This window comes from Ideonella sp., assembly GCF_036277275.1.
Taxonomy (GTDB): domain Bacteria; phylum Pseudomonadota; class Gammaproteobacteria; order Burkholderiales; family Burkholderiaceae_C; genus Ideonella.
The window spans coordinates 18260-37753 of sequence record NZ_DASUNH010000086.1 but is presented as its reverse complement, the minus strand read 5'-3'; the positions used below and the strand labels follow the sequence as shown (position 1 = coordinate 37753).

Here is a 19494-nt window from a genome sequence, read left to right as displayed (position 1 = left end):
TGGCGGCGCAGACCCGAGATCGTGGCGGCCGCACAGGCCCGTTCGTCATCGATGGCGGACGCACGCGCTTCCAGCCGGTGGAGCCCGCCGGTGCCGACACCCGGAGCGTCCTGATTCGAGTGGGCCTGAAGGGCGGCGAGTCCGTCGTGGCCGTGGCCGAAGGCGTGAAGGCGAACCAGCGCGTGCGGCCCACCTCCGGCCTTGCGCCCTGAGTCGCGCTGCGGCCAGGATCCGGACTCATCATGGAACTCGCGCTGAAGGACATCCGCCGTCACCTGGGCAAGTTCCTGGCGACCATCGTCACATGCTGCGCGACCAGATCGCCCCGGGTTTCCCGCGCACGCTGGCTTTCGTCGCCCAGGAAGCGGCCGTCACCTTCGCCGTAATACTGCTCGGCGGCGTACTCGCCAGCCTGATAGCGGTGTGGCACGCCCTGCGCACGCCGGCGCAGCTGGCGCAGCTGGCGCAGCTGGCGCAGCTGGCGCAGCTGGCGCTGGGAGGTTGACATGCCCGTCGTCGAGATCCACGGCGTCTCCCAGACCTTCGGTCACGGCGAGCAGGCGGTGCAGGCGCTCAAGCCGACCAGCCTGAGCGTCGACGCCGGCGAACTGGTGGCGCTGCTCGGCCCGAGCGGCTCCGGCAAGAGCACGCTGTTGCTGGCCATCAGCCTGATCCAGCCACCGACCACCGGGCGCATCGTGATCGACGGGCAGGTGCTGTACGACGGCAGGCCGACGCGGGTCGACGTGCGCGCGTTCCGGCGCAGCCAGATCGGCTTCATCTTCCAGCAGCACAACCTGATTCCGTTCCTGACGGCGCTGGAAAACGTCTCGCTGATGCTGCAGCTCAATGGCGTGGATCGGCGCGAGTCGGCGCGCCGCGCCGCAAGCGCGCTCGGCTACCTCGAGATCGGCCACCGCGCCGGCTCGCTGCCGGCGAAGCTGTCGGGCGGCGAGCCGCAGCGCGTCGCCATTGCCCGCGCGCTGGCCAACGAGCCGTCGCTGATCCAGGCCGATGAGCCGACGGCCGCGCTGGACACCGAGCGTGACACCAAAGTGATGGGCATGCTGCGCAAGATCGCCCGCGAGCGCCGCTCGGCGGTGATCGCGGTCACCCACGACCACCGCATGATCGAGGGCTCGACACCGTCTATCACCTCGAGGACGGGCGGCTGGCGCAGGTGGATCGAAGCACGCCGCGCACCGACCCACACCCAGCTTGCCAGAACGTGAGTTGAGCTGCATCAACGCCGCTCAAGCTCAAGGACCCAGACTCCGCGCATTGCGCTATCCGGGCTGCGAAGGTCATGTTGCCATTCACCCGCGACCAATTCCTCGCGGTCTTCGCCGCGTACACCGAAGCGGTATGGCCCGCCCAGTATGTCGCCTATGCGCTCGGCTCAGTGGCGATCTTGGCGGTGGTCAACCGAGGCCCGATGTCGGCCCGCGTCGTGAGCGGCGTCTTGGCCGCGATGTGGTTGTGGACCGGCCTCATGTATCACGCAATGTTCTTCTCGGCGATCAACACGACCGCGTGGGGCTTTGCCGCACTGTACGTCGCCCAGGGGGTGCTGTTCATTGAAGCGGGGTTCATTCACGGCCGGGTCGCGTCCGCGCCGATCGGCGGCCTGCGAAGCTGGCTTGGCTGGGGCCTGGTCGGCTATTCGGCGTTCATCTATCCGTTGCTCGGTCTCGCGCTCGGCCATCGGTACCCTGCGATGCCGATGTTCGGCATCACCCCATGCCCGCTGACCATCTTCACCATTGGCGTGCTGATTCTGGCCAGCGGGCAGGTGCCTCGCAGGCTGCTCGTCATCCCGGGCGCCTGGTCGCTCATCGGGGGCAGTGCGGCGTTCCTGCTCGACATGCCACAGGACTGGTTGCTACTGGCCAGCGGTCTGTGCGTCCTGCTGCTCTGGCCCACGGGTAAGCGCACAAGAGCTCGACTGCAGGCTTGAGACTTGAGTGGTCAGCATCCTGCAATCACGGGAGAAGGAAATGAGACAACTGCCCATCGTCTGGAAGCGCTTGGTGAAGGATGGAAACACCTGCGAGCGCTGCGGGTCGACATGGCTGCAGCTCCAGGCCGCCGTGGGCAAACTCGAGATCGCTCTTGGGCCACTCGGGATTCAGCCAGTCCTCAAGATGGAGACCATCGACGAGCGAACGTTCAAGGCCGAGCCATCGGAGTCGAATCGGATCTTCCTCGCGGGTCGGCCCATGGAACAGTGGATCGGCGCCACGGCCGGGATGAGTCGCTGCTGCTCAGTGTGCGGGGACTCGGACTGCAGGACCTTGGAGCTTGATGGGGCCGCGTACGAGACGATCCCTGCGGAGCTGATCATCAAGGCGGGCTTGGTGGCAGCGTCCCAACTCCTGGCGCCTTCGGCAATGACACAGCCCGAGTCCGCCTCATGCGGCTGCGGCACATGTCCTGGCAAGTGATGGCCCGGGATCGGCGGCCGCGGCACGGCTGCGCGTGCGACCGGCGTCCCGTTCTTGATGTTTCCTAAGAAAGCGAACGGTCGACCGAACGCTTTGTCTTTCGGCCCCATCTGAGCAGGCAGGAAGGCGATGGGCGCCGGCCGTGAAGCAGAAGGACATGCACATGAAGACCCCGAACTGGAACCTGTTGACCACCGTCGTCGCAACCGCCGCGATGGCCGCTGCGCTTGGCGCGCCGGCCCAGGCACAGACAGCCACGCACGACCACGGCGGCGCCGCGCCGCACAAGCTGACCTTGAACCAGGGCCACAAGTGGGCCACCGACAAGCCGTTGCGCGCCGGCATGGGCCGCATCCGCAACCTGGTCGAACCGCAGCTTGGTGCGGCCCATGCCGGCAAGCTCACGCCTGCGCAATATCGCGAGTTGGCCACGCAGGTGGAGACCGAGGTCGGCGGCATCGTCGCCAACTGCAAGCTCGAACCGAAGGCCGACGCGATGCTGCACCTGGTGATTGCCGACATCGGTGCGGGCACCGACACGATGTCCGGCAAGGACGCCAAGGACCGTCCGGCGCTCGGCCTCGTGAAGATCGCGCAGGCCGTCAACCAGTACGGCAGCCACTTCGACGACCCCGGCTTCCCGCCGATCCGCAACCTTCACTGACCAGCGAAGAGACCATCATGGAACCCGCACTTCCAGTTGGTACGGCAGCGGCCGGGCCAACGCGCGCCGAGGGCAGCGTGACAATGCCAACGATGAAGACGCCCGCCTTCTTCGATGCGGTGCCGGCGATCGTGGTGGTCGATCCGCTGGCCGAGGCGCTCGGCGCGGCCGAGGGTGGCGTGATCGAGTACCGCTACGTCGACGCCGTCAAGCTCGCCGGCCACTCGTGCCCCACGGTGGCCGGCGCCTGGCTGATGACGCGTGCCGCCTTGGCACGCCTGTATCCCGGCGAGATGCCGCGGCGCGGTCAGATCCGCGTCGAGTTGCGCCAGGCCCTCGACGAGGGTGTGGCCGGTGTGATCGCCGGCGTGACGGCGCTCGTCACGGGCGCGGCGAACGGGGGTGGTTTCAAGGGGCTGGCCGGCCGCTTCGCGCGCAATGACCTGCTGCGCTTCGGCGTGCCGATGAGCGGCGAGATCCGATTCACCCGGCTGGACAGCGGCCGATCGGTCGAGCTGTCGCACCGGCTGCGGGCCGTGCCGCGCCCGCCCGCGTTGAGCGAATTGCTGCGCGACGCGTCGGCCCCGCAGGCCTCCGCGGCCGCGCTGCGCGCGTTTGCCGACGCGTGGCAAGGCTGGGTGCAGGCCATCGTGATCGAACATGCCGACGACCCGTTGTTGATCGAGATGGCGGCCTGAGCAGCATGGCTCGACGGGAAATCGCGCCCGAAGTCTTCTTGGCCGGCGTGCCGCTGTTCAAGGCGCTCGGCGCCACGACGCTGGCCCGCCTGGCAGCGGCCACGACGCGACGCACGCTCAAGCGCGGCGAGACGCTGTTCCGCAAGGGCGATCCCGCCACTGGCATGTATGTGGTGGTCTACGGGGAGATCAAGCTGATGGCGAGCACGCCGGCCCGCGGCTCACGACTGACAGGTATCGTCGGCCCGGGGCAGAGCTTCGGCGAACCGGTGATGTTTCTCGAGCGAGCGGCCCTGGTCGATGCCCTGGCCGCCAGTGATTCGCTGCTGCTGCACCTGCCCAAAGCCGCGGTGTTCGAGGAGATCGAACGCGACCCGAAGTTCGCGCGGCGCATGATGGCGGGCCTGAGCCAGCGGGTCGAGAGTCTCGTGCGCGAACTGGACCGCCAGTCGCTGGGCAGCGGCAGCGAGCGCTTCATCGCCTACCTGCTGCGCCACGGCCGCGACCGGACGGAACCGCTCGTCGTCACGCTGCCGGCGGCCAAGGCAGAGATCGCCTCGCAACTGAACCTGACGCCCGAACACTTCTCGCGCATCCTGCGCGAGTTGGCGACAGCGGGCTTGCTGCGGGTCCAAGGCCGCACGATCACAGTGCCGGATCTGAACCGGCTCCGACGAGCGACCGGACAACGCTGACAAAGGCGGGGCCAAGCTCAGACCACGCCCTCGCTCCCCGGCGTCGCAAACTCCAGGGTCACGGTCGTTCCAACGTCCTGCGTGCTCTCGACGCGAAGGCTGCCGCCCATGTCTTGCATCGGCTGGCGGGCAATCAGCAGCCCGAGGCTCGCGCAGGCGCTGTTCCGCGGCGGCTCGGTCGAGCGCGTGATCGCCGCCAAGCTGCCACGCACACGCCGCGCGATGCACCTCGGCACGGTGATGACCTTCTGCGACATCGACCTGGTGACGGTCTTCCCCGAGATCGTCGACGGCATCCTGGCGCTCGCCCCAGGCGTCGTCATCGCCTACAACGGCAACACCCACACGAACACCTTGCTTCGCAAGGCCGGCGTAGAGGTGATCACCATCCCCAGCGCCGAACTGGGCCGCGGGCGCGGCGGCGGGCATTGCATGTCTTGTCCGATCGAGCGGGAGTCAGCTTGACGGTGGCGCGAACGACGACGGCTCAGACCGCTTCGTAGCGGGCGGCAACCGCGGCCGCGCAGCTGCGCATCGACAAGCGCAACCACTGCGGGGCCAGGGCCTCCGCGTCCGTGGCGAGCTGCCACAACGCCCATTCGGCATGTTTCGCGTCCTGGAAGGTCACCTCCAGCCGCAGCAAGCCGTCTGCGTCGGTGTCTTCGGCGAGGACGGCCAGCGCGGTGCCCACCAGCTCCTCCCGCCGCGTCGGGTTCAGCCGGACCAGCACGGTGACCTGGTCGCCGCCGGTCCGAAACCGCGTGCTGCGTTCCTGCCACGTCCGCTCCAGGTCGACGCGGTCGGGTCTCTCGGCAGGCTCGGCGAGCTCCTCGGCGGCCAGCACCCGCGACAACCGGTAGGTGCGGTCCGCGCCGGAACTCGTGGCCAGCAAGTAGCACCGCTCGCGTACGGAGACCAGGCCAATCGGGTCGACCGTGCGCCACGCCGGCGTCTGCTCCACTGCCGCGTAGCGGATGCGCAGCCGCCGCCCGGCGAACACGGCCCGCAGGACCGCGGAGACGATGGGGTCTGGCACGTCCTCATCGGCCAGCCGACGTGACAGGAGGTCGGTCTGCGGGTCGATGAGCAGCCGCTGGGCCACGTCGGCCGCGGTGGCCTGATGGCTTTCCGGCAGCGCGTCAACCACCTTCAGCATCGCCGAAGCGAGCGCCGACCCGAGGCCGAAGACCTGTGCGCCGCGCCGCGATCCGGCGACCAGCAAGGCCAGGGCCTCGTCATGGGTCAGCCCGGTGAGCTCAGTGCGAAAGCCGGGCAACAACGCGAAACCGCCATGCGGGCCGCGCTCGGCGTAGACCGGCACGCCAGCCGCGGACAGCGCCTCGATGTCGCGCAGCACGGTGCGGGTGGACACCTCCAGCTCGCGGGCCAGCGTGGTCGCGGACAGCTGGCCGCGCTGGCGCAGCATCAGCACGAGGGAAACCAATCGATCTGCGCGCATACGAAAAATCTTATCGGAGTACACGACAGAAGATGTCGTGATCGGCTGGGAGACTTTCCGCACGACGTCGACGACGGCCACCGAGCCGATGGACGCACGTCGTGTCTCAACCAATCGAAAGGAGCTGATGTGGCAATGGAACGAACGGCGGTCAACCCGTGGGCATGGTCTGCGGAGATGGGGTTCAATCAGGGCGAGATCGTCTGCGGGCACAGCCGGACCCTGTACTGCTCCGGGCAGACCGCGATGAGCGCCGACGGCAAGCCCCAGCATGCCGATGACATGGCGGCGCAGTTGGGCTTGAGCCTCGACAACCTGGAGGCGGTTCTCGGCGAGGCCGGCATGCCCCTCGCGAACCTCGTCCGGCTGAACGTCTACACCACCGACGTCGATCTTCTGTTCCGGCACTACGGCGTGCTGGCGTCGCGGCTGGGCGCCGCACGGGTGGCACCGGCCATCACGATGCTCGGTGTGACACGGCTGGCGATCCCCGTGCTGATGGTCGAGCTGGAGGGCACCGCCGTCGCGTGATGCGACCTCGCCCCTCGTGATCGGCGGGGGCCGCACGCCCTCGCCGAGGGCTTGGGCATCGCGCAGAGTGGGCTGCGCCGCTTGCCGATCGTCCACGCGATGGCCAACGGTCTCGACGTCGGCGGTGTGAACGCCAGCCTCGTCTGCCGGCAAAGATTGACGGATATCAAACCTTCCCGCCGCGCCGGCAACGACGATCAAGGGCCACACTGACTCGGCACGGAGGGCAACATGCGAATACTCGCAGCCATCAGAGGTTGGATCGGGAACACGGCACTTGCGGCTCTGCTGTTGTGGGCCGCCCCCGTCTGGGCATCTGCCGGTCTTGTCTTTGCCGTCGCCAAAGTTCCGCTCAGCCTGCCCGTCTACGTGGCCGAGGCCGAGGGGTACTTCAAAGCCGAGAAGCTCGACCTCAAGATCGTGGACTGCGAGATCGGGCGCCAATGCCTCGAGCGCCTGCTCGACGGCAAGGCCCAGCTCGCGACGACGGCCGCTTCGCCGATCGTTTTCGCCAGCCTGCGCGGTGCGAAGTTCTCGATTCTCGCCACCATTGCAAACACCCAGACCTTCAACAGGATCGTCACGCGACGCAGCCTCGGCATCGCCACGGTCGCCGACCTCCGGAACAAGCGTGTCGGCACCTTCCAAGGCACGTCGGCACACTACTTCCTGGAGTTGAGCCTGCTGGCGGCGGGCGTCGATCCGTCGAGTGTGACGATCGTTCCCATCCAGCCGGGGGGCGCACCACAATCGCTGGCGTCGGGCGAAACAGACGCCGTGGCCGTGTTCGAGCCGTTCACGTTCGACGTGATCGATGCGTTGGGCTCGCAGGCCCTGGTGCTGCCCAGCCGGAGACTGGTCACGGACACATGGAGCATCGTGGTCGCGAAGAGCCTGGATGGGCAGCGCGAGGCCGATCTCCAGAGGCTTTGCCGCGCATTGGATCGGGCCATTCAATTCGCCGCGGACAACCCGGAACGCGCACGCACGATCTTTCAAGCCCGGCTCGGGCTTGATCGCGCAGCATTCGACCGCACGTGGCGAGACATCAACTTCGACATCGAGTTGCGCCAATCATTGATCACGGGGCTGGAGGGGCAGGCCCGCTGGGCCATTCGGCAAGGGCATGTCACCGGAACGGTGCCCAACTTCCTGGACTATGTCCGCCCGGATCCGCTCGCTCGAGTGCGGGCCGGCGCAGTCAGTGTGGTCCGCTGAACAGTGCAGGACGATGCGGCTGCGCTCACAGTTCACCTTGCTGATCGGCATCGCCGTCGTCGTGGGCAGCGGTGCCCTGGCGACGCTCGCCTGGTCGGCGTGGGAGGCCCGGCAGGTGGCGCTGCAGCAGGAACGGGCCGTGATGGTCGCCCGCGAAGTGACAGGACTGTTGGTCCTGACGCAGGACTACCTGCTGCACGGCGAGCCGCGCGCGAAGCAGCAATGGCAGGCGCGCTATCGCCTGCTCAGTCTTGCAGGCGAAACGAAGCAAGACAGCGAGACGAGCCCTCCGCCAAGCGACGAGATCAAGGCACTGCCGGAGCTCTTTGCCGAACTCACGAACCTGGCGGACTCGGACGACGCGTCTCCCCTTCAAGCCAGGCGCAGAGAACTGCTCGTCGATCGGCTGCTCACCGAGGCCGAGGCCATCGCCGAGCGTGCCTACGAGCGCGAGCGGGCGTTCACGCAGCGCCGCGATGCCACCGAGACCCGTTTGATGACGCTGGCGGTCTTGTTGCCGGCGTTGCTCGCGCTGGTGTTCGGGCTGTCGGGCCGGCAGCTGGCCAAGCGGGTGTTGCGCCCGTTGGCGCAGATGCGCCGCTCGATGGATGCGGTGGCGGCCGGTCAGCTCTCCGTGCGGACCGACAGCACCGCCCAGGATGAACTGGGCGAATTGGCCCGACGCTTCGACGAGATGACGGCCCAACTCGAACAGCGCAACATCGCCCTGCGTTCGAGCGAAGCCCTGCTGCGGCTGGTGACCGACAACATTCCGGCCATGATCGGCTACTGGGATTGCGATCTTCGCAACCGATTCGCCAATGCCGACTACAGACGCTGGTTCGGCAAGTCTCCCGAGGAGATTCACGGACACAGGATCGATGAACTGCTCGGGCCCGATCTGTATCAGAAGAACAGGCCCTTCATCGAGGCGGCCCTGGCGGGTCAACGGCAGGACTTTGCGCGCAGCATCCCGGGGCCCGACGGCGTGTTGCGCCACAGCCAGGCGGCCTACATCCCGGACAACCGCAGCGGCCATGTCGAAGGCTTCTTCGTGCTGGTGACGGACGTGACCGAGCGGGTGAACAGCGAGCAGGCCCTCGCGGTCGCGCTGGAAGAAAAGAACACCTTGTTGAAGGAGGTCTACCACCGCGTCAAGAACAACCTTCAGGTGGTGCAGAGCCTGCTCAGCCTCCAGGGCCGCAAAGTACGAGACGACAGCGCCCGCGCCGCGCTCCAGGAGATGGCGCAGCGCGTACGTTCCATGGCGCTGGTGCACGAGCACCTCTACCGATCCTCCAACTTGAGCGCAGTGCCTTTGGGCGACTATGTTCGCGCCCTGGCCCGCCAGTTGACCCAGGGCACCGAGAAGCCGCCGGGTGAGGTCCGTGTGACCGTCGAGGCGCCGGACATCGAGGTCGGCATGGACACCGCGATACCGCTCGGCCTGCTGTTGACCGAGCTGATCAGCAACAGTTTCAAACACGGGTTTCCCGGCGGACGGCCAGGCACCATCGCGGTGTCGTTCGCGGCAGTCCCGGCGGGCACGAAGGTCTCGGTGGCCGACGACGGCGTCGGGCTACCGCCCGGATTCGATCCCGCACAGACGCCCTCGATGGGTCTGCAACTGGCTTCCAGCCTCGCCCGGCAGCTCGGCGGCGAGCTCAGCTTTCAATCCGGCCCGGGCACGGTGGCCTGGCTTGTCGTGCCGCATCTTTGAATGGAGACGTTTGCCATGAGCCCAAAACAACCGCCTGCGCGAATCCTGATCGTCGAAGACGAAGCAGTGGTCGCGCTCGACCTCAAGACGCAGCTCGAAGAACTGGGCTATGCCATCGTCGGCATTGCCGAATCTGGCGAACAGGCGTTGGCGCTGGCCCGCGCGGCCACGCCGGATTTGACGCTGATGGACGTCCGGCTGAAGGGGCAGATAGACGGCATCGAGGCCGCATCCGTGATGGCGCAAGAGCTGAAGGCTCCGGTCATCTTCCTCACGTCGTTCAGCGACTCGCAGACCGTGCAGCGAGCCGCGGAAACGGGGCCCTATGGCTATCTCACGAAACCCTTCGAGTTCAGGGAGCTGCGGGCCGCCATCGAAGTCGCGCTGTACAAGTCGCGCATGGAGCGGCGGCTGCGCGAATCGGAGCGTTGGTTCACCTCGACGTTGCGGTGTGTCCAAGATGGCGTGCTGATCGCCGACACCGCCGGACGGGTGCGTTTCATGAACCCCACGGCCGAGTCATTGACAGGGTGGACCCTGAACGAAGCCACCGGGCATCCCATTGGCGACCTGCTTCGGTTCTCGGGCGAGGCCGATCTTCGTACCTCGGCAGAGCGCGCGCTGGACGAGGACCGGGTGATCGGTGTCGCGCACGCCCGTCGCCTGTATGCGCGCGATGGCCACGAAGTGCCCGTCGACGAATCGGCCGCGCCCATCGATGACGACAACGGTCAGCGCCTGGGTGCCGCCGTCGTGCTGCGCGACGTGACGGAGCGCTTGCGGCACGAGGATCGGCTGCGCGCCAGCGAGCAGCGCTTTCGTAGCGCGTTCGACCATGCGCCGCTGGGGATGGCACTCGTGTCGCTGGACGGCTACTTCATCCAGGTCAATGAGGCACTATGCCGGCTGCTGAACGGCGACGCGACCCGCTTCAAGGGCTGCCTGCAGCGCGACGTGACCCATCCGGACGACAACGAACGCGAGCAGACCCGCCTGAACGAGCTGCTCGCGGGCGGCGTCGGCATGGTGCAGTTCGAGAAGCGCTACCTGCCGCGCGGCGCAGAACGACCGGTCTGCACGCTCGTGAGCGTGTCGGTGCTCCGAGAGGGTGAAGACCCGCTCTGCTACCTCTACCAGGTGCACGACCTCACGGCCCAGATCAAGGCCGCCGAGCACCTGGCCGAGCTGACGGCGCAGCGCATGAAGGCACAGGTCGCCGAGGCGGCGAATCGCGCGAAGAATGAGTTTCTCGCGCGCATGAGCCATGAACTGCGCACGCCGTTGAATGCGGTGCTCGGGTTCGCTCAGCTGATGAAACTCAAGGGTGCCGGCGAAAGCGCCAGCGCGGCCGCGTACACCGACCACATCCTGCAGGCAGGGCAGCATCTGCTGATGCTCGTGGATGACGTGCTGGATCTGCAGCGGGTCTCCGCAGACTCGCTGAAGCTCGATGTCGCGCCGGTGCCGCTCGAGGTCAACGTGGCCATGACGGAAGACTTTCTGTCGCCGCTGGCGAGCCAATACCAGGTGCGCATGGAGCGCGAGCTGGTACCCGGCCTGACCGTGATGGCGGATGAAGCCCGCTTGCGTCAGGTCTTGCTCAACATCGGCTCGAACGCGATCAAGTACAACAAGCCCGGTGGCAGGTTGCTATGGCGCAGTGATGTTTCGGTGCCGGGGCGGGTGCGCCTGTATGTCGACGACACCGGGGTGGGCATCTCGCCTCAGGCGATGGAGCGTCTGTTTCAACCGTTCGACCGGCTTGGCAAGGAGCGATCGACCATCCCGGGTACCGGCCTGGGCATGGTGATCGCGCGCAGCCTGATGGAGCAGATGGGCGGAACCTTGAGCGTGACCAGCCACGTCGGGGAAGGCACATCGGTGTGCCTGGAGTTCGCGTCAGCCGGCCCGGCGAGCCATCAAGCCGCCAGTTGAATCCCTGTCGACGCCACGCTGACCCACGTGCCCGCCCCGCGGTCGACCAGGCGCTCGATGTCGTCGAGCGATCCAATCACCGCGGGCTGGGACGTCTCCCGCGCGAAATCGCAGGCGGCCTCGACCTTCGGGCCGATCGAGCCGGCCGCGAAGGACAGGCCCTGCAACGCATCGGGCGACGCGCTGCGGATCTCGCGCTGCGAGGGCGTGCCCCAGTTCAGGCAGACCGCCGGCACGTCGGTGACGATCAGCAGCATGTCGGCCTCCAACTGCCGTGCGAGCAGGCCGGCGGCCAGGTCCTTGTCGATCACCGCTTCGACGCCCTGCTTCTCGTTGCCATGGCCGGTGGCCGCGACCGGAATGCCACCGCCACCGGCGCAGACGACCACGGTGCCATGCGCCAGCAGCGCACGCACCGAGCGCAGCCCGATGATCTGGCGTGGCTTGGGCGATGGCACGGCGCGACGCAGGCCAGCGCCGTCGGCCATCATTCGCCAGCCGCGTTCGGCGGCGAGCGAGTGCCCCGTGGCCAGGTCATACACCGGCCCGATCGGTTTGCTCGGGTGGCTGAAGGCAGGGTCGGCCCGATCGACCTCGACGCGGGTCAGCAGCGTCGCCACGCTGCGTCCGGGCGACAGGCAGTTGGCGATCTCCTGCTCCAGCAGGTAGCCGATCATTCCTTCGGTCTGCGCCCCCAGCACGTCGAGCGGGTACGGCCGCACGTCGTGGTAGGCCTCGTTCTGCAGCGCGAGCAGCCCCACCTGCGGCCCGTTGCCATGGGCCACGACCAGCCGAAAGCGGTGGGCCAACAGGGCGATCTGCTGCGCCGCATGGCGGATGTTGCGCAACTGCGCCGCCGCCTCCAGCGGCTCGCCGCGGCGCAGCAGGGCGTTGCCCCCGAGCGCAACGACGAGCAAGGGGGCTTCGGTCTCGTTCGCGGCGGGGGTCACAGCTTCAGGCTGCCGGTCGACAACATATAGACCGCGACACCAGCTGCCGCCACCAGCACCGTGGCGACGCCCCATTCGCCCGATCTGAAGATGCGCTGGCCCTGTTCGCGCCGAGCCCAGGCGAAGACGGCCAAGCCCGGTGCATACAACAAGGCGCTGAGCAGCAGGTACTTCGGCCCGGCCGCGTAGAGCAGCCAGATGCAGTACACGCTCGCGAAGGCGGCGATCAGCAGGTCACGCGTGCGGCCACGGGTCTCGCCGCGGTAGCCGGTGCCCAGCCAAGCCGAGCGCAGCGCGTGCAGCCCGGTGAACAGGTAAGGCACGAGGATCATCGACGTGGCCAGCAGGATCAGTGCGAGGTACGTCGCGTTCGACCACAGCGTCAGCAGCAGAAAAGCCTGCGTCAAGCCGTTGGTGACCCACAGCGCCGCGGCCGGCGACGCATGGCGGTTCTCATGTGCCAGCGCGCGCGGCATCAGGCGCTCGCGGGCCGGCGTGAACAGCGTCTCGGCGGCCAGCAGGATCCACGCGAGCAAGGCTCCACCCACCGACACCAGCAGGCCGATGCTGACCAGCTTGGCGCCCCACGGGCCAGCGGCCTTCTCGAGCACCCCCGCCATCGACGGGTTCTTCAGCCCGGCCAGATCGGCCTGGCCCATGATGCCCAGCGACAGCAGCGACACCGCCATCAACAGCACCAGCACCACGCCGAACCCGATCAGCGTGGCGCGGCCGACATCGGCCCGGTTCGCCGCACGCGCCGAGTAGACGCTGGCGCCCTCGATGCCGATGAACACCCACACGGTGATCAGCATCGTGTTCTTGACCTGGTCGAACACCGAGCCGAGCTCCGGCGCGCCCCAGATGCCGGTGGTGAACGTGTCGACCTGGAACGCGGCCACCACCAACCCGACGAACAACACCAGCGGCACCAGCTTGGCCAGCGTCGTCAGCATGTTGGCAAACGCAGCGCTGCGCACCCCGGCCAGCGTGAGGCCATGCAGGGCCCACAGCATCGCCGAAGCGCAGGTGATGGCCAGCACGTTGTTGCCTTCGCCGAACTGCGGGAAGAAGGTGGCCAGCGCGGAAAAGAAAATTACCAGGTAGCCGGCGTTGCCGATCCACGCGCTGATCCAGTAGCCCCACGCCGAGCTGAAGCCGACCAGGTCGCCGCCGCTGGCACGGGCGTAGGCGTAGACGCCGTTGTCCAGCGCCGGCTGTCGTGTGGCGAGCGTCTGGTAGACGAAGGCCAGCGCCAGCATGCCGGCACCGGTGATCAACCAGCCCAGCATGATGGCGCCTGCGCCGGCCCCTGAGGCCATGTTCTGCGGCAGGCTGAAGATGCCGCTGCCGATCATCGAGCCGATCACCAGCGCCGACAGGGCAGCCAGGCGAAGCGGGCGTTTGGCCGTGGACGTGGCCGTTGCCGGCGCAGCATCGCGGGCCACCTGGCGGCCTGGAGCGGCCCGCCAGGACGGGTTCATGAGGCTCATCTGTGTCTCCTGTCATGGCCGCGGTGCGGCGCGTGGGCGCAAGGTAGCGCCCGGTTTCGCCGCCGGACTTGCGCCAGCGCAAAGCGGCCATCGATGTCGGCGGCCCGCCGGTGACGCGCCGTCAGTGCGACATCAGCACCGGCACGGTCATCGCATCCAGAATGCCGCGCGTGGCGCCGCCCAGCACGCGCTGGGCCCAGCGCGGGTGGCCGTAGGCCCCCATCACCAACAGGTCCACGCCCAGGTCGGCAGCGCGCGACAACATCGCGTCGGCCAACGGCAGGTCGCTGACCTCGGTCCGCACCTCTGCCTGCACGCCGTGCCACAGCAACCACTTCGAGAACGCATCGGCCCGCGCGGCGAGGGTCGGGTCGTGATCCCGGTGGCTCGGCCGCCATGTCATCAGCTGCGCGCCTTCCATGCGAGACAGCAGCGGCAGCGCATCGGCCACGGCCCGCGCGGCTTCGCGGCCTTCGTCCCACGCGATCATGGCCTTGCGCCGCGGTGGATCGAAGCGGCCGGCATACGGCACGATCAGGGTCGGCCGGGCGCTGGCCAGCACCACTTCCTCCAACACCGCGCGTGCCTCGGCGTAGCGGGCGGTGCGAGGCTCGGGTTGGCTCATGATGACCAGGTCGCAGCAGTGCGAATGCCGGATCAGGGCGGTCGCTTTGCCGTCCTCGACCACCAGCGATTCGCGCGACGTGAATCCCGCTGCAGCGCAGGCTCGATCGAACAGCTCGACCGCTTCTTCGGTTCGCTGGCGCATCAGTTGCCAGGCGTGATGGGACAGCTCGCTCAACGCACTCGACGAGCCTTGCAGCATCGGCAGCTCGAGCAGGCCGGTCGGCGCCAGTCCAACGAGGTGGCAGTCGAGCGACTGGGCCAGCTTGATCGCGTAACGGACGCGGGCGACGTGGTGGTCGTCTTGATCCAGCAGGACCAGCAAGCTTCGATAGACCATGGCGACTCCATTCGTGGCACGCGCCCGGATTCTTTGGCGCCGCCGTCATCCGGGCGTTGATCTGGCGCAATCCACCACGGCCTGCGGCAATCAGCCGTCGCCATCACTGGCTTGCGCTCGGTCAAGTCGGTTGGCCGACGCCTGCATAGCATCCGACGGGTGAATCCTCGCCGGCCCAGCCAACTGAAAGGGACACCATGGACCGCGCCGCAGCCCCTGCGAGCGCCACGCAAGACCTTGCCCACGACCCGATCGCGACGATCGGCACCGTCAACATTGCCGCGCCCGCAAGCGCCCCGGCGCCCGCCGTCGCTGCGGGCGACGCATCTTCGCCGGCGGCGCCGCTTTTCAGCGCACGCGGCATCGGCAAGACCTACCGCACCGGCGATGTCGAAGTGGTCGCGCTGCGCGATGTCGATCTCGACGTCGCCGAGGGCGAGTTCGTCGTGTTGCTTGGGCCTTCGGGCAGTGGCAAATCGACGCTGCTGAACATCCTCGGCGGGTTGGACGTGGCCAGCAGCGGCCAGCTGCTGTTCGCCGGCCAGAACCTGAGCCAGGCCGACGAGTCGGCGTTGACCGCCTACCGCCGCCGCCATGTCGGCTTCGTGTTCCAGTTCTACAACCTGATCCCCAGCCTCACGGTGCGCGAGAACGTGGCGCTGGTGACCGACATCGTCGACGCGCCAATGCCTGTCGACGAGGCCATCGACCGGGTCGGGTTGACACCGCGGCGCGACCACTTTCCCGCTCAGCTCTCGGGCGGCGAACAACAGCGGGTGGCGATTGCCCGCGCGATCGTCAAGCGGCCGAAGGTGCTGCTGTGCGACGAGCCGACCGGCGCGCTGGACTATCAAACCGGCAAGCTGGTGCTCGACGTGATCGCCCATGTCAACGAGCAGATCGGCACCACCGCGATCGTCATCACCCACAACGCCGCGATCGCCGGCATGGCCGATCGGGTGGTCTACCTGGGTGACGGGCGCATCCAGCGCGTCGTGCCCAACGCCCACAAGCTGCGGCCAGCCGATCTGACCTGGTGAGGCCATGAAGGCACTCGATCGCAAGCTGCTGCGCGACCTGCGCCTGATGTGGAGCCAGGCGCTGACGATCGCACTGGTGGTCGCCAGTGGCGTCGGTGGCTTCATCACGAGCTTGTCGGCCGTCGATTCGCTGGCCCTGGCGCGCGATCGCTTCTATGCCAGCGCGCGTTTTGCCGATGTTTTCGCCAGCGTCAAGCGCGCACCCGCCGCGCTGGCCGAAAGCCTGCGCGAAACGCCCGGCGTGGCCGACGTGCAGGTGTCGATCGAACAGATCGTCCGGGTCGAACTGGCCGGCGTGGCCGATCCGATCATCGGCCAGTTGATCGGCCTCGACGCGCGCCAGCCGGCCCGGTTGAACCAGCTCACCCTGAGCAGCGGACGCCCGCCCGACCCCCAGCGCAGCGACGGCGAGCTCGAGGCCCTGGTCTCCGAGGCTTTCGCCCAGGCGCACCGCCTTCATTCGGGGGACCGCGTGCAGGCCCTGATCAACGGCCGCCAACGCACGCTGGTGCTCACCGGCACGGCGCTGTCGCCCGAGTTCATCTTCGCCGGCCTGTGGGGCATGCCCGATACGCGTGGCTTCGGTGTCTTCTGGCTCGATCGCGACGCCCTGGCGGCCGCCTACGACATGCAAGGCGCCTTCAACCGCGTCACGATGAAGCTGGCGCCCGGCGCATCCGAGCCGGCGGTGATCAACAGTGTCGGCCGGCAACTGTCGCGCTATGGTGGCCGCGAGGCGCACGGCCGCGCCGACCAGACCTCGCACGCGATGCTCGACAACGAGATCAAGGAGCAGCGCGTTCTCGGCACGGTGCTGCCGGCGATCTTTCTCGGCGTGGCGGCCTTCTTGCTCAACGTGGTGGTGTCGCGGCTGGTGTCGACCCAGCGGGAGCAGATCGCCGCGTTGAAGGCGCTGGGTTATCCCAATCTCTCGGTCGGCATCCACTACTTGAAGCTGGTGCTGTTGATCGTGGCGTTCGGGCTGGTGCTGGGCGTGATCGCCGGCGACCGGCTGGGCACCATGTTCACCGGCCTGTACGCCGAGTTCTTCCACTTTCCCACCTTCGAGCACCGCGTGGCGCCCTGGCTGCTGGTGGTCAGCGCCGGCCTGTCGGTGTTGACCGCGGTTGCCGGCACCTTGAACGCCATCGTGGCGACCGTCCGGCTGCCACCGGCCGAGGCGATGCGCCCCCCTGCCCCGGGCCACTACCGGCGCACGCTGCTGGAAACATTGGGCGTTCAGAAGATGCCGCCGGCCCTGCGGATGATCGTTCGCAACATCGAACGGCGGCCGGTGCGCACGGGGCTGTCGATCGCCGGCGTGGCCGCCTCGGTGGCGATCGTGATCATGGGCAACTTCTTTCGCGACGCGATCGAGGTGGTCGTCGACACCCAGCTGCAGCTGGGCCTGCGCGGAGACCTGACGGTGTGGACGGCCGAGCCGGTCGACGACAGCAGCGTCAGCCACGAGCTGGCCCGCCTGCCCGGCGTGACGCAGGTCGAGTCGACCCGCTTCGTGCTGGTGACCTTTGTCAACGGCCACCGGCGCGAGCGAAGCATGATCCGCGGCTACGCCGGCCGGCCCGAGCTGTACCGCGTGATCGACGTGGACCGCCGCGAAACGCTGCTCGAAGGCCGCGGCCTGGTGATGACCGACCGGTTGGCCGACAAGCTGGCGCTGAAGCCGGGCGACCCGGTGCAGATCGAGCTGCTCGAAGGCCGCGAACGCACGCTGACGGTGCCGCTGGGCGGCACGGTGCGCGAAATGATGGGCCTGAACGCGTACATGGAGCGCGACGAGCTGAACCGCACGCTCGCCGAGGCAGACCTGACGACCGGGTTCGTGCTGGCGGTGGAACGCGGCCGCGAGGCGCAAACGCTGGAAGCCAGCAAGGCGTTGCCGAAGGTGGCCGGGGCATGGAGCAAGGCCACGATGCTGCGCAACATGGAAGAAATCAGCGCCCGCAACGTGCGCATCATGAGCACCATCATGACCATCTTCGCCAGCATCATCGCGATCGGGGTGGTCTACAACAACGCGCGCATCGCGCTGGCCGAACGGGCCTGGGAACTGGCCAGCCTGCGTGTGCTCGGCTTCACGCGCGGCGAGGTGTCGGGGCTGCTGCTGGGCGAACTGGCCGTCGTCATCGGCTTGGCGTTGCCGATCGGCATGTTGATGGGCTGGGGCCTGGTCCATGCCATCGCCGAGCTGCTGAAGTCCGACCAGTTCTTCTTTCCGGTGGTCATTCGCCCACGCACCTACGCCTTTGCCGCCCTGTGCGTGCTGGCGGCAGGCACCGCCAGCGCGCTGGTGGTGCGGCGTCGCATCGATCGCCTGGACATGGTGTCGGCCTTGAAGACAAGGGATTGAAAAATGCACATGAGCAAACGATGGATCTATGGCGTCGGCGCAGCCCTGGCCACAGCGGCGCTGCTGGCCTGGGCCTTCGCGCCAAGGCCAGTCGAGGTGGAGGTGGCCGCGGTGTCGCAAGGCCGGTTCGAGAGCAGCATCGAAGAAGACGGCAAGACGCGCCTGCGCGACCGGTACGTCGTCTCGGCACCGCTGGCCGGCTTGCTGACGCGCATCACGCTGCGCGAGGGCGACATGGTCGACGCCAACGCGGTGGTCGCGACGCTGCAGCCGGTGCTGTCGCCGATGTTCGATGAGCGAACCCTGCGCGAGCAGCAGCTGCGCGTGGACATTGCGCAGGCCCAGGTACAGCGTGCCGCCGCGCGGGCCGGTGCCGCGCGGGTGTTGCTGCAGCAGGCGCGCAACGAGGTTCGGCGCAGCGAGCAGCTCGCCGGCCAGGGCTTCATCTCGCCGAACAAGTTCGACCACGATCGCCTGGGCGTTCAGGCTGCGCAGAAGGAACTGGACGCCGCCATCGAAGACCGCCACATGGCCGATCACGGACTCGAGCAGGCGCGGGCCGCGCTGATGGCGGTGCGCAGCCCGGGCCAGGCCGGTGCTCGGGGCTTCGCGCTGCGCGCGCCGATCGCGGGGCGCGTCATGCGGGTGGCCCAGGCCAGCGAAACCACCGTCGCGCTCGGCACCCCGCTGCTCGAGCTGGGCGACACGCGCAACCTGGAGATCGTGGCCGAGCTGCTGACCACCGACGCCCTGCGCGTCGGGCCCGGCAGCCAGGTGGTGATCGAGCGCTGGGGCGGCCGTGTGGCGCTGCAAGGCCGGGTGCGCCAGGTCGAGCCGGCCGCGTTCACCAAGGTGTCGGCGCTGGGCGTCGAGGAGCAGCGCGTGAAGGTGCTGATCGACATCGTCAGCCCGGCTGCCGAATGGGCGGCGCTCGGTGATGGGTTCCGGGTCGGCGTGCGCATCGTCACGCAATCGGTCGACGGCGTGGTCAAGGTCCCGGTCGGCGCGGTGTTCCCGGTGGCGGGCGGTGACACGGCCCAAGCGGCCGGCTCGGCCGTCTTCGTGCTTCGCCAGGGGCGTGCCCGGCTGGTGCCGGTGCAGTTGGGCGGCCGCCATGGTGGCGAGGCCTGGGTCAGCCAGGGCCTGTCGCCGCAAGACGTGGTGATCGTCTACCCCAGTGCGGCGGTCAAGGACGGCGCGCGGGTGGCCCGGCGCACCGTGTAGCGCCGCGGCCTTGACATGGCGCAAGGCTGGCCGCGGGCGGTCTTCCTAGACTGGAATTCCGCGACCACCGCCTTGGCCGGGCTGGCGA

At 68.1% G+C, this 19494-nt stretch carries 19 protein-coding genes and 1 pseudogene; 15 read left to right on the top strand and 5 right to left on the bottom strand.

Annotated elements, in window-relative coordinates; translation table 11 throughout:
- On the top strand, window positions 1–212 hold a 212-nt coding region (locus tag VFY73_RS14915), incomplete at its 5' end, for a hypothetical protein (protein WP_414654463.1).
- Window positions 213–271: 59 nt separating this feature from the next.
- Here VFY73_RS14915 and VFY73_RS14910 read toward each other — a convergent pair.
- Window positions 272–508, bottom strand: a complete 237-nt coding sequence (locus tag VFY73_RS14910; RefSeq protein WP_329720064.1) for a hypothetical protein — start codon at window positions 506–508, stop codon at window positions 272–274.
- Here VFY73_RS14910 and VFY73_RS14905 point away from each other — a divergent pair.
- From VFY73_RS14905 to VFY73_RS14875, 7 genes and pseudogenes are all read left to right on the top strand, one after another.
- A complete protein-coding gene (locus VFY73_RS14905; RefSeq protein WP_329720062.1) occupies window positions 507–1232 on the top strand; it encodes an ABC transporter ATP-binding protein in 726 nt (241 codons plus the stop codon). The genes VFY73_RS14910 and VFY73_RS14905 overlap by 2 nt on opposite strands.
- Window positions 1233–1306: 74 nt before the next feature.
- Window positions 1307–1957, top strand: a complete 651-nt coding sequence (locus tag VFY73_RS14900; protein WP_329720060.1) for a DUF6064 family protein — start codon at window positions 1307–1309, stop codon at window positions 1955–1957.
- 40 nt (window positions 1958–1997) lie between these two features.
- Window positions 1998–2444 carry a DUF2703 domain-containing protein gene (locus VFY73_RS14895; protein WP_329720058.1) on the top strand — a complete coding sequence of 149 codons (447 nt, stop codon included), beginning with the start codon at window positions 1998–2000 and terminating at the stop codon, window positions 2442–2444.
- 157 nt (window positions 2445–2601) lie between these two features.
- Window positions 2602–3108, top strand: coding sequence for a hypothetical protein (locus VFY73_RS14890; RefSeq protein WP_329720057.1), 507 nt, complete (start codon window positions 2602–2604; stop codon window positions 3106–3108).
- Between the two features lie 92 nt (window positions 3109–3200).
- Entirely contained in the window at window positions 3201–3806 is a 606-nt protein-coding gene (locus VFY73_RS14885) for a hypothetical protein (protein WP_329720055.1), read from the top strand.
- 5 nt (window positions 3807–3811) lie between these two features.
- A complete protein-coding gene (locus VFY73_RS14880; RefSeq protein WP_329720053.1) occupies window positions 3812–4501 on the top strand; it encodes a Crp/Fnr family transcriptional regulator in 690 nt (229 codons plus the stop codon).
- A gap of 144 nt (window positions 4502–4645) precedes the next feature.
- A pseudogene (locus VFY73_RS14875) lies at window positions 4646–4966 on the top strand (arginine deiminase family protein); the annotation flags it as partial.
- A gap of 22 nt (window positions 4967–4988) precedes the next feature.
- Here the strand turns inward: VFY73_RS14875 and VFY73_RS14870 are convergent.
- A complete protein-coding gene (locus VFY73_RS14870) occupies window positions 4989–6041 on the bottom strand; it encodes a helix-turn-helix transcriptional regulator (RefSeq protein WP_329720051.1) in 1053 nt (350 codons plus the stop codon).
- Between the two features lie 54 nt (window positions 6042–6095).
- Between VFY73_RS14870 and VFY73_RS14865 the strand changes: the two genes are divergently transcribed.
- From VFY73_RS14865 to VFY73_RS14850, 4 genes are all read left to right on the top strand, one after another.
- Window positions 6096–6491: a RidA family protein gene (locus VFY73_RS14865; protein WP_329720049.1), complete on the top strand. Its 396-nt coding sequence runs from the start codon at window positions 6096–6098 to the stop codon at window positions 6489–6491.
- A gap of 231 nt (window positions 6492–6722) precedes the next feature.
- Window positions 6723–7709 (top strand): ABC transporter substrate-binding protein, encoded by a 987-nt coding sequence (locus VFY73_RS14860; protein WP_329720047.1) that lies wholly within the window; start codon window positions 6723–6725, stop codon window positions 7707–7709.
- A 37-nt stretch (window positions 7710–7746) separates the two neighbouring features.
- Window positions 7747–9429, top strand: coding sequence for a sensor histidine kinase (locus VFY73_RS14855; protein ID WP_329720045.1), 1683 nt, complete (start codon window positions 7747–7749; stop codon window positions 9427–9429).
- A gap of 15 nt (window positions 9430–9444) precedes the next feature.
- Window positions 9445–11364, top strand: coding sequence for a PAS domain S-box protein (locus VFY73_RS14850; RefSeq protein ID WP_329720044.1), 1920 nt, complete (start codon window positions 9445–9447; stop codon window positions 11362–11364).
- On the opposite strand, the gene arcC is transcribed toward VFY73_RS14850, so the two are convergent.
- From arcC to VFY73_RS14835, 3 genes are all read right to left on the bottom strand, one after another.
- On the bottom strand, window positions 11349–12314 hold the full coding sequence (gene arcC / locus VFY73_RS14845) for a carbamate kinase (protein ID WP_329720042.1): 966 nt from the start codon (window positions 12312–12314) through the stop codon (window positions 11349–11351). The two genes, VFY73_RS14850 and arcC, sit on opposite strands and share 16 nt — an antisense overlap.
- Window positions 12311–13807, bottom strand: coding sequence for an arginine-ornithine antiporter (gene arcD, locus VFY73_RS14840; RefSeq protein WP_329720040.1), 1497 nt, complete (start codon window positions 13805–13807; stop codon window positions 12311–12313). The genes arcC and arcD overlap by 4 nt, the downstream gene beginning before the upstream one ends.
- Before the next feature lie 121 nt (window positions 13808–13928).
- Window positions 13929–14771: a universal stress protein gene (locus VFY73_RS14835; protein WP_329720038.1), complete on the bottom strand. Its 843-nt coding sequence runs from the start codon at window positions 14769–14771 to the stop codon at window positions 13929–13931.
- 197 nt (window positions 14772–14968) lie between these two features.
- Here VFY73_RS14835 and VFY73_RS14830 point away from each other — a divergent pair, with 197 nt between their 5' ends.
- The 3 genes from VFY73_RS14830 to VFY73_RS14820 are packed head-to-tail and all read left to right on the top strand — an operon-like array spanning window position 14969 to window position 19406.
- Window positions 14969–15811: an ABC transporter ATP-binding protein gene (locus VFY73_RS14830; protein ID WP_329720036.1), complete on the top strand. Its 843-nt coding sequence runs from the start codon at window positions 14969–14971 to the stop codon at window positions 15809–15811.
- A gap of 4 nt (window positions 15812–15815) precedes the next feature.
- On the top strand, window positions 15816–18182 hold the full coding sequence (locus VFY73_RS14825; protein WP_329720034.1) for an ABC transporter permease: 2367 nt from the start codon (window positions 15816–15818) through the stop codon (window positions 18180–18182).
- A 9-nt stretch (window positions 18183–18191) separates the two neighbouring features.
- Window positions 18192–19406, top strand: coding sequence for an efflux RND transporter periplasmic adaptor subunit (locus VFY73_RS14820; RefSeq protein ID WP_329720032.1), 1215 nt, complete (start codon window positions 18192–18194; stop codon window positions 19404–19406).
- The last annotated feature ends 88 nt before the right edge of the window (window positions 19407–19494 follow it).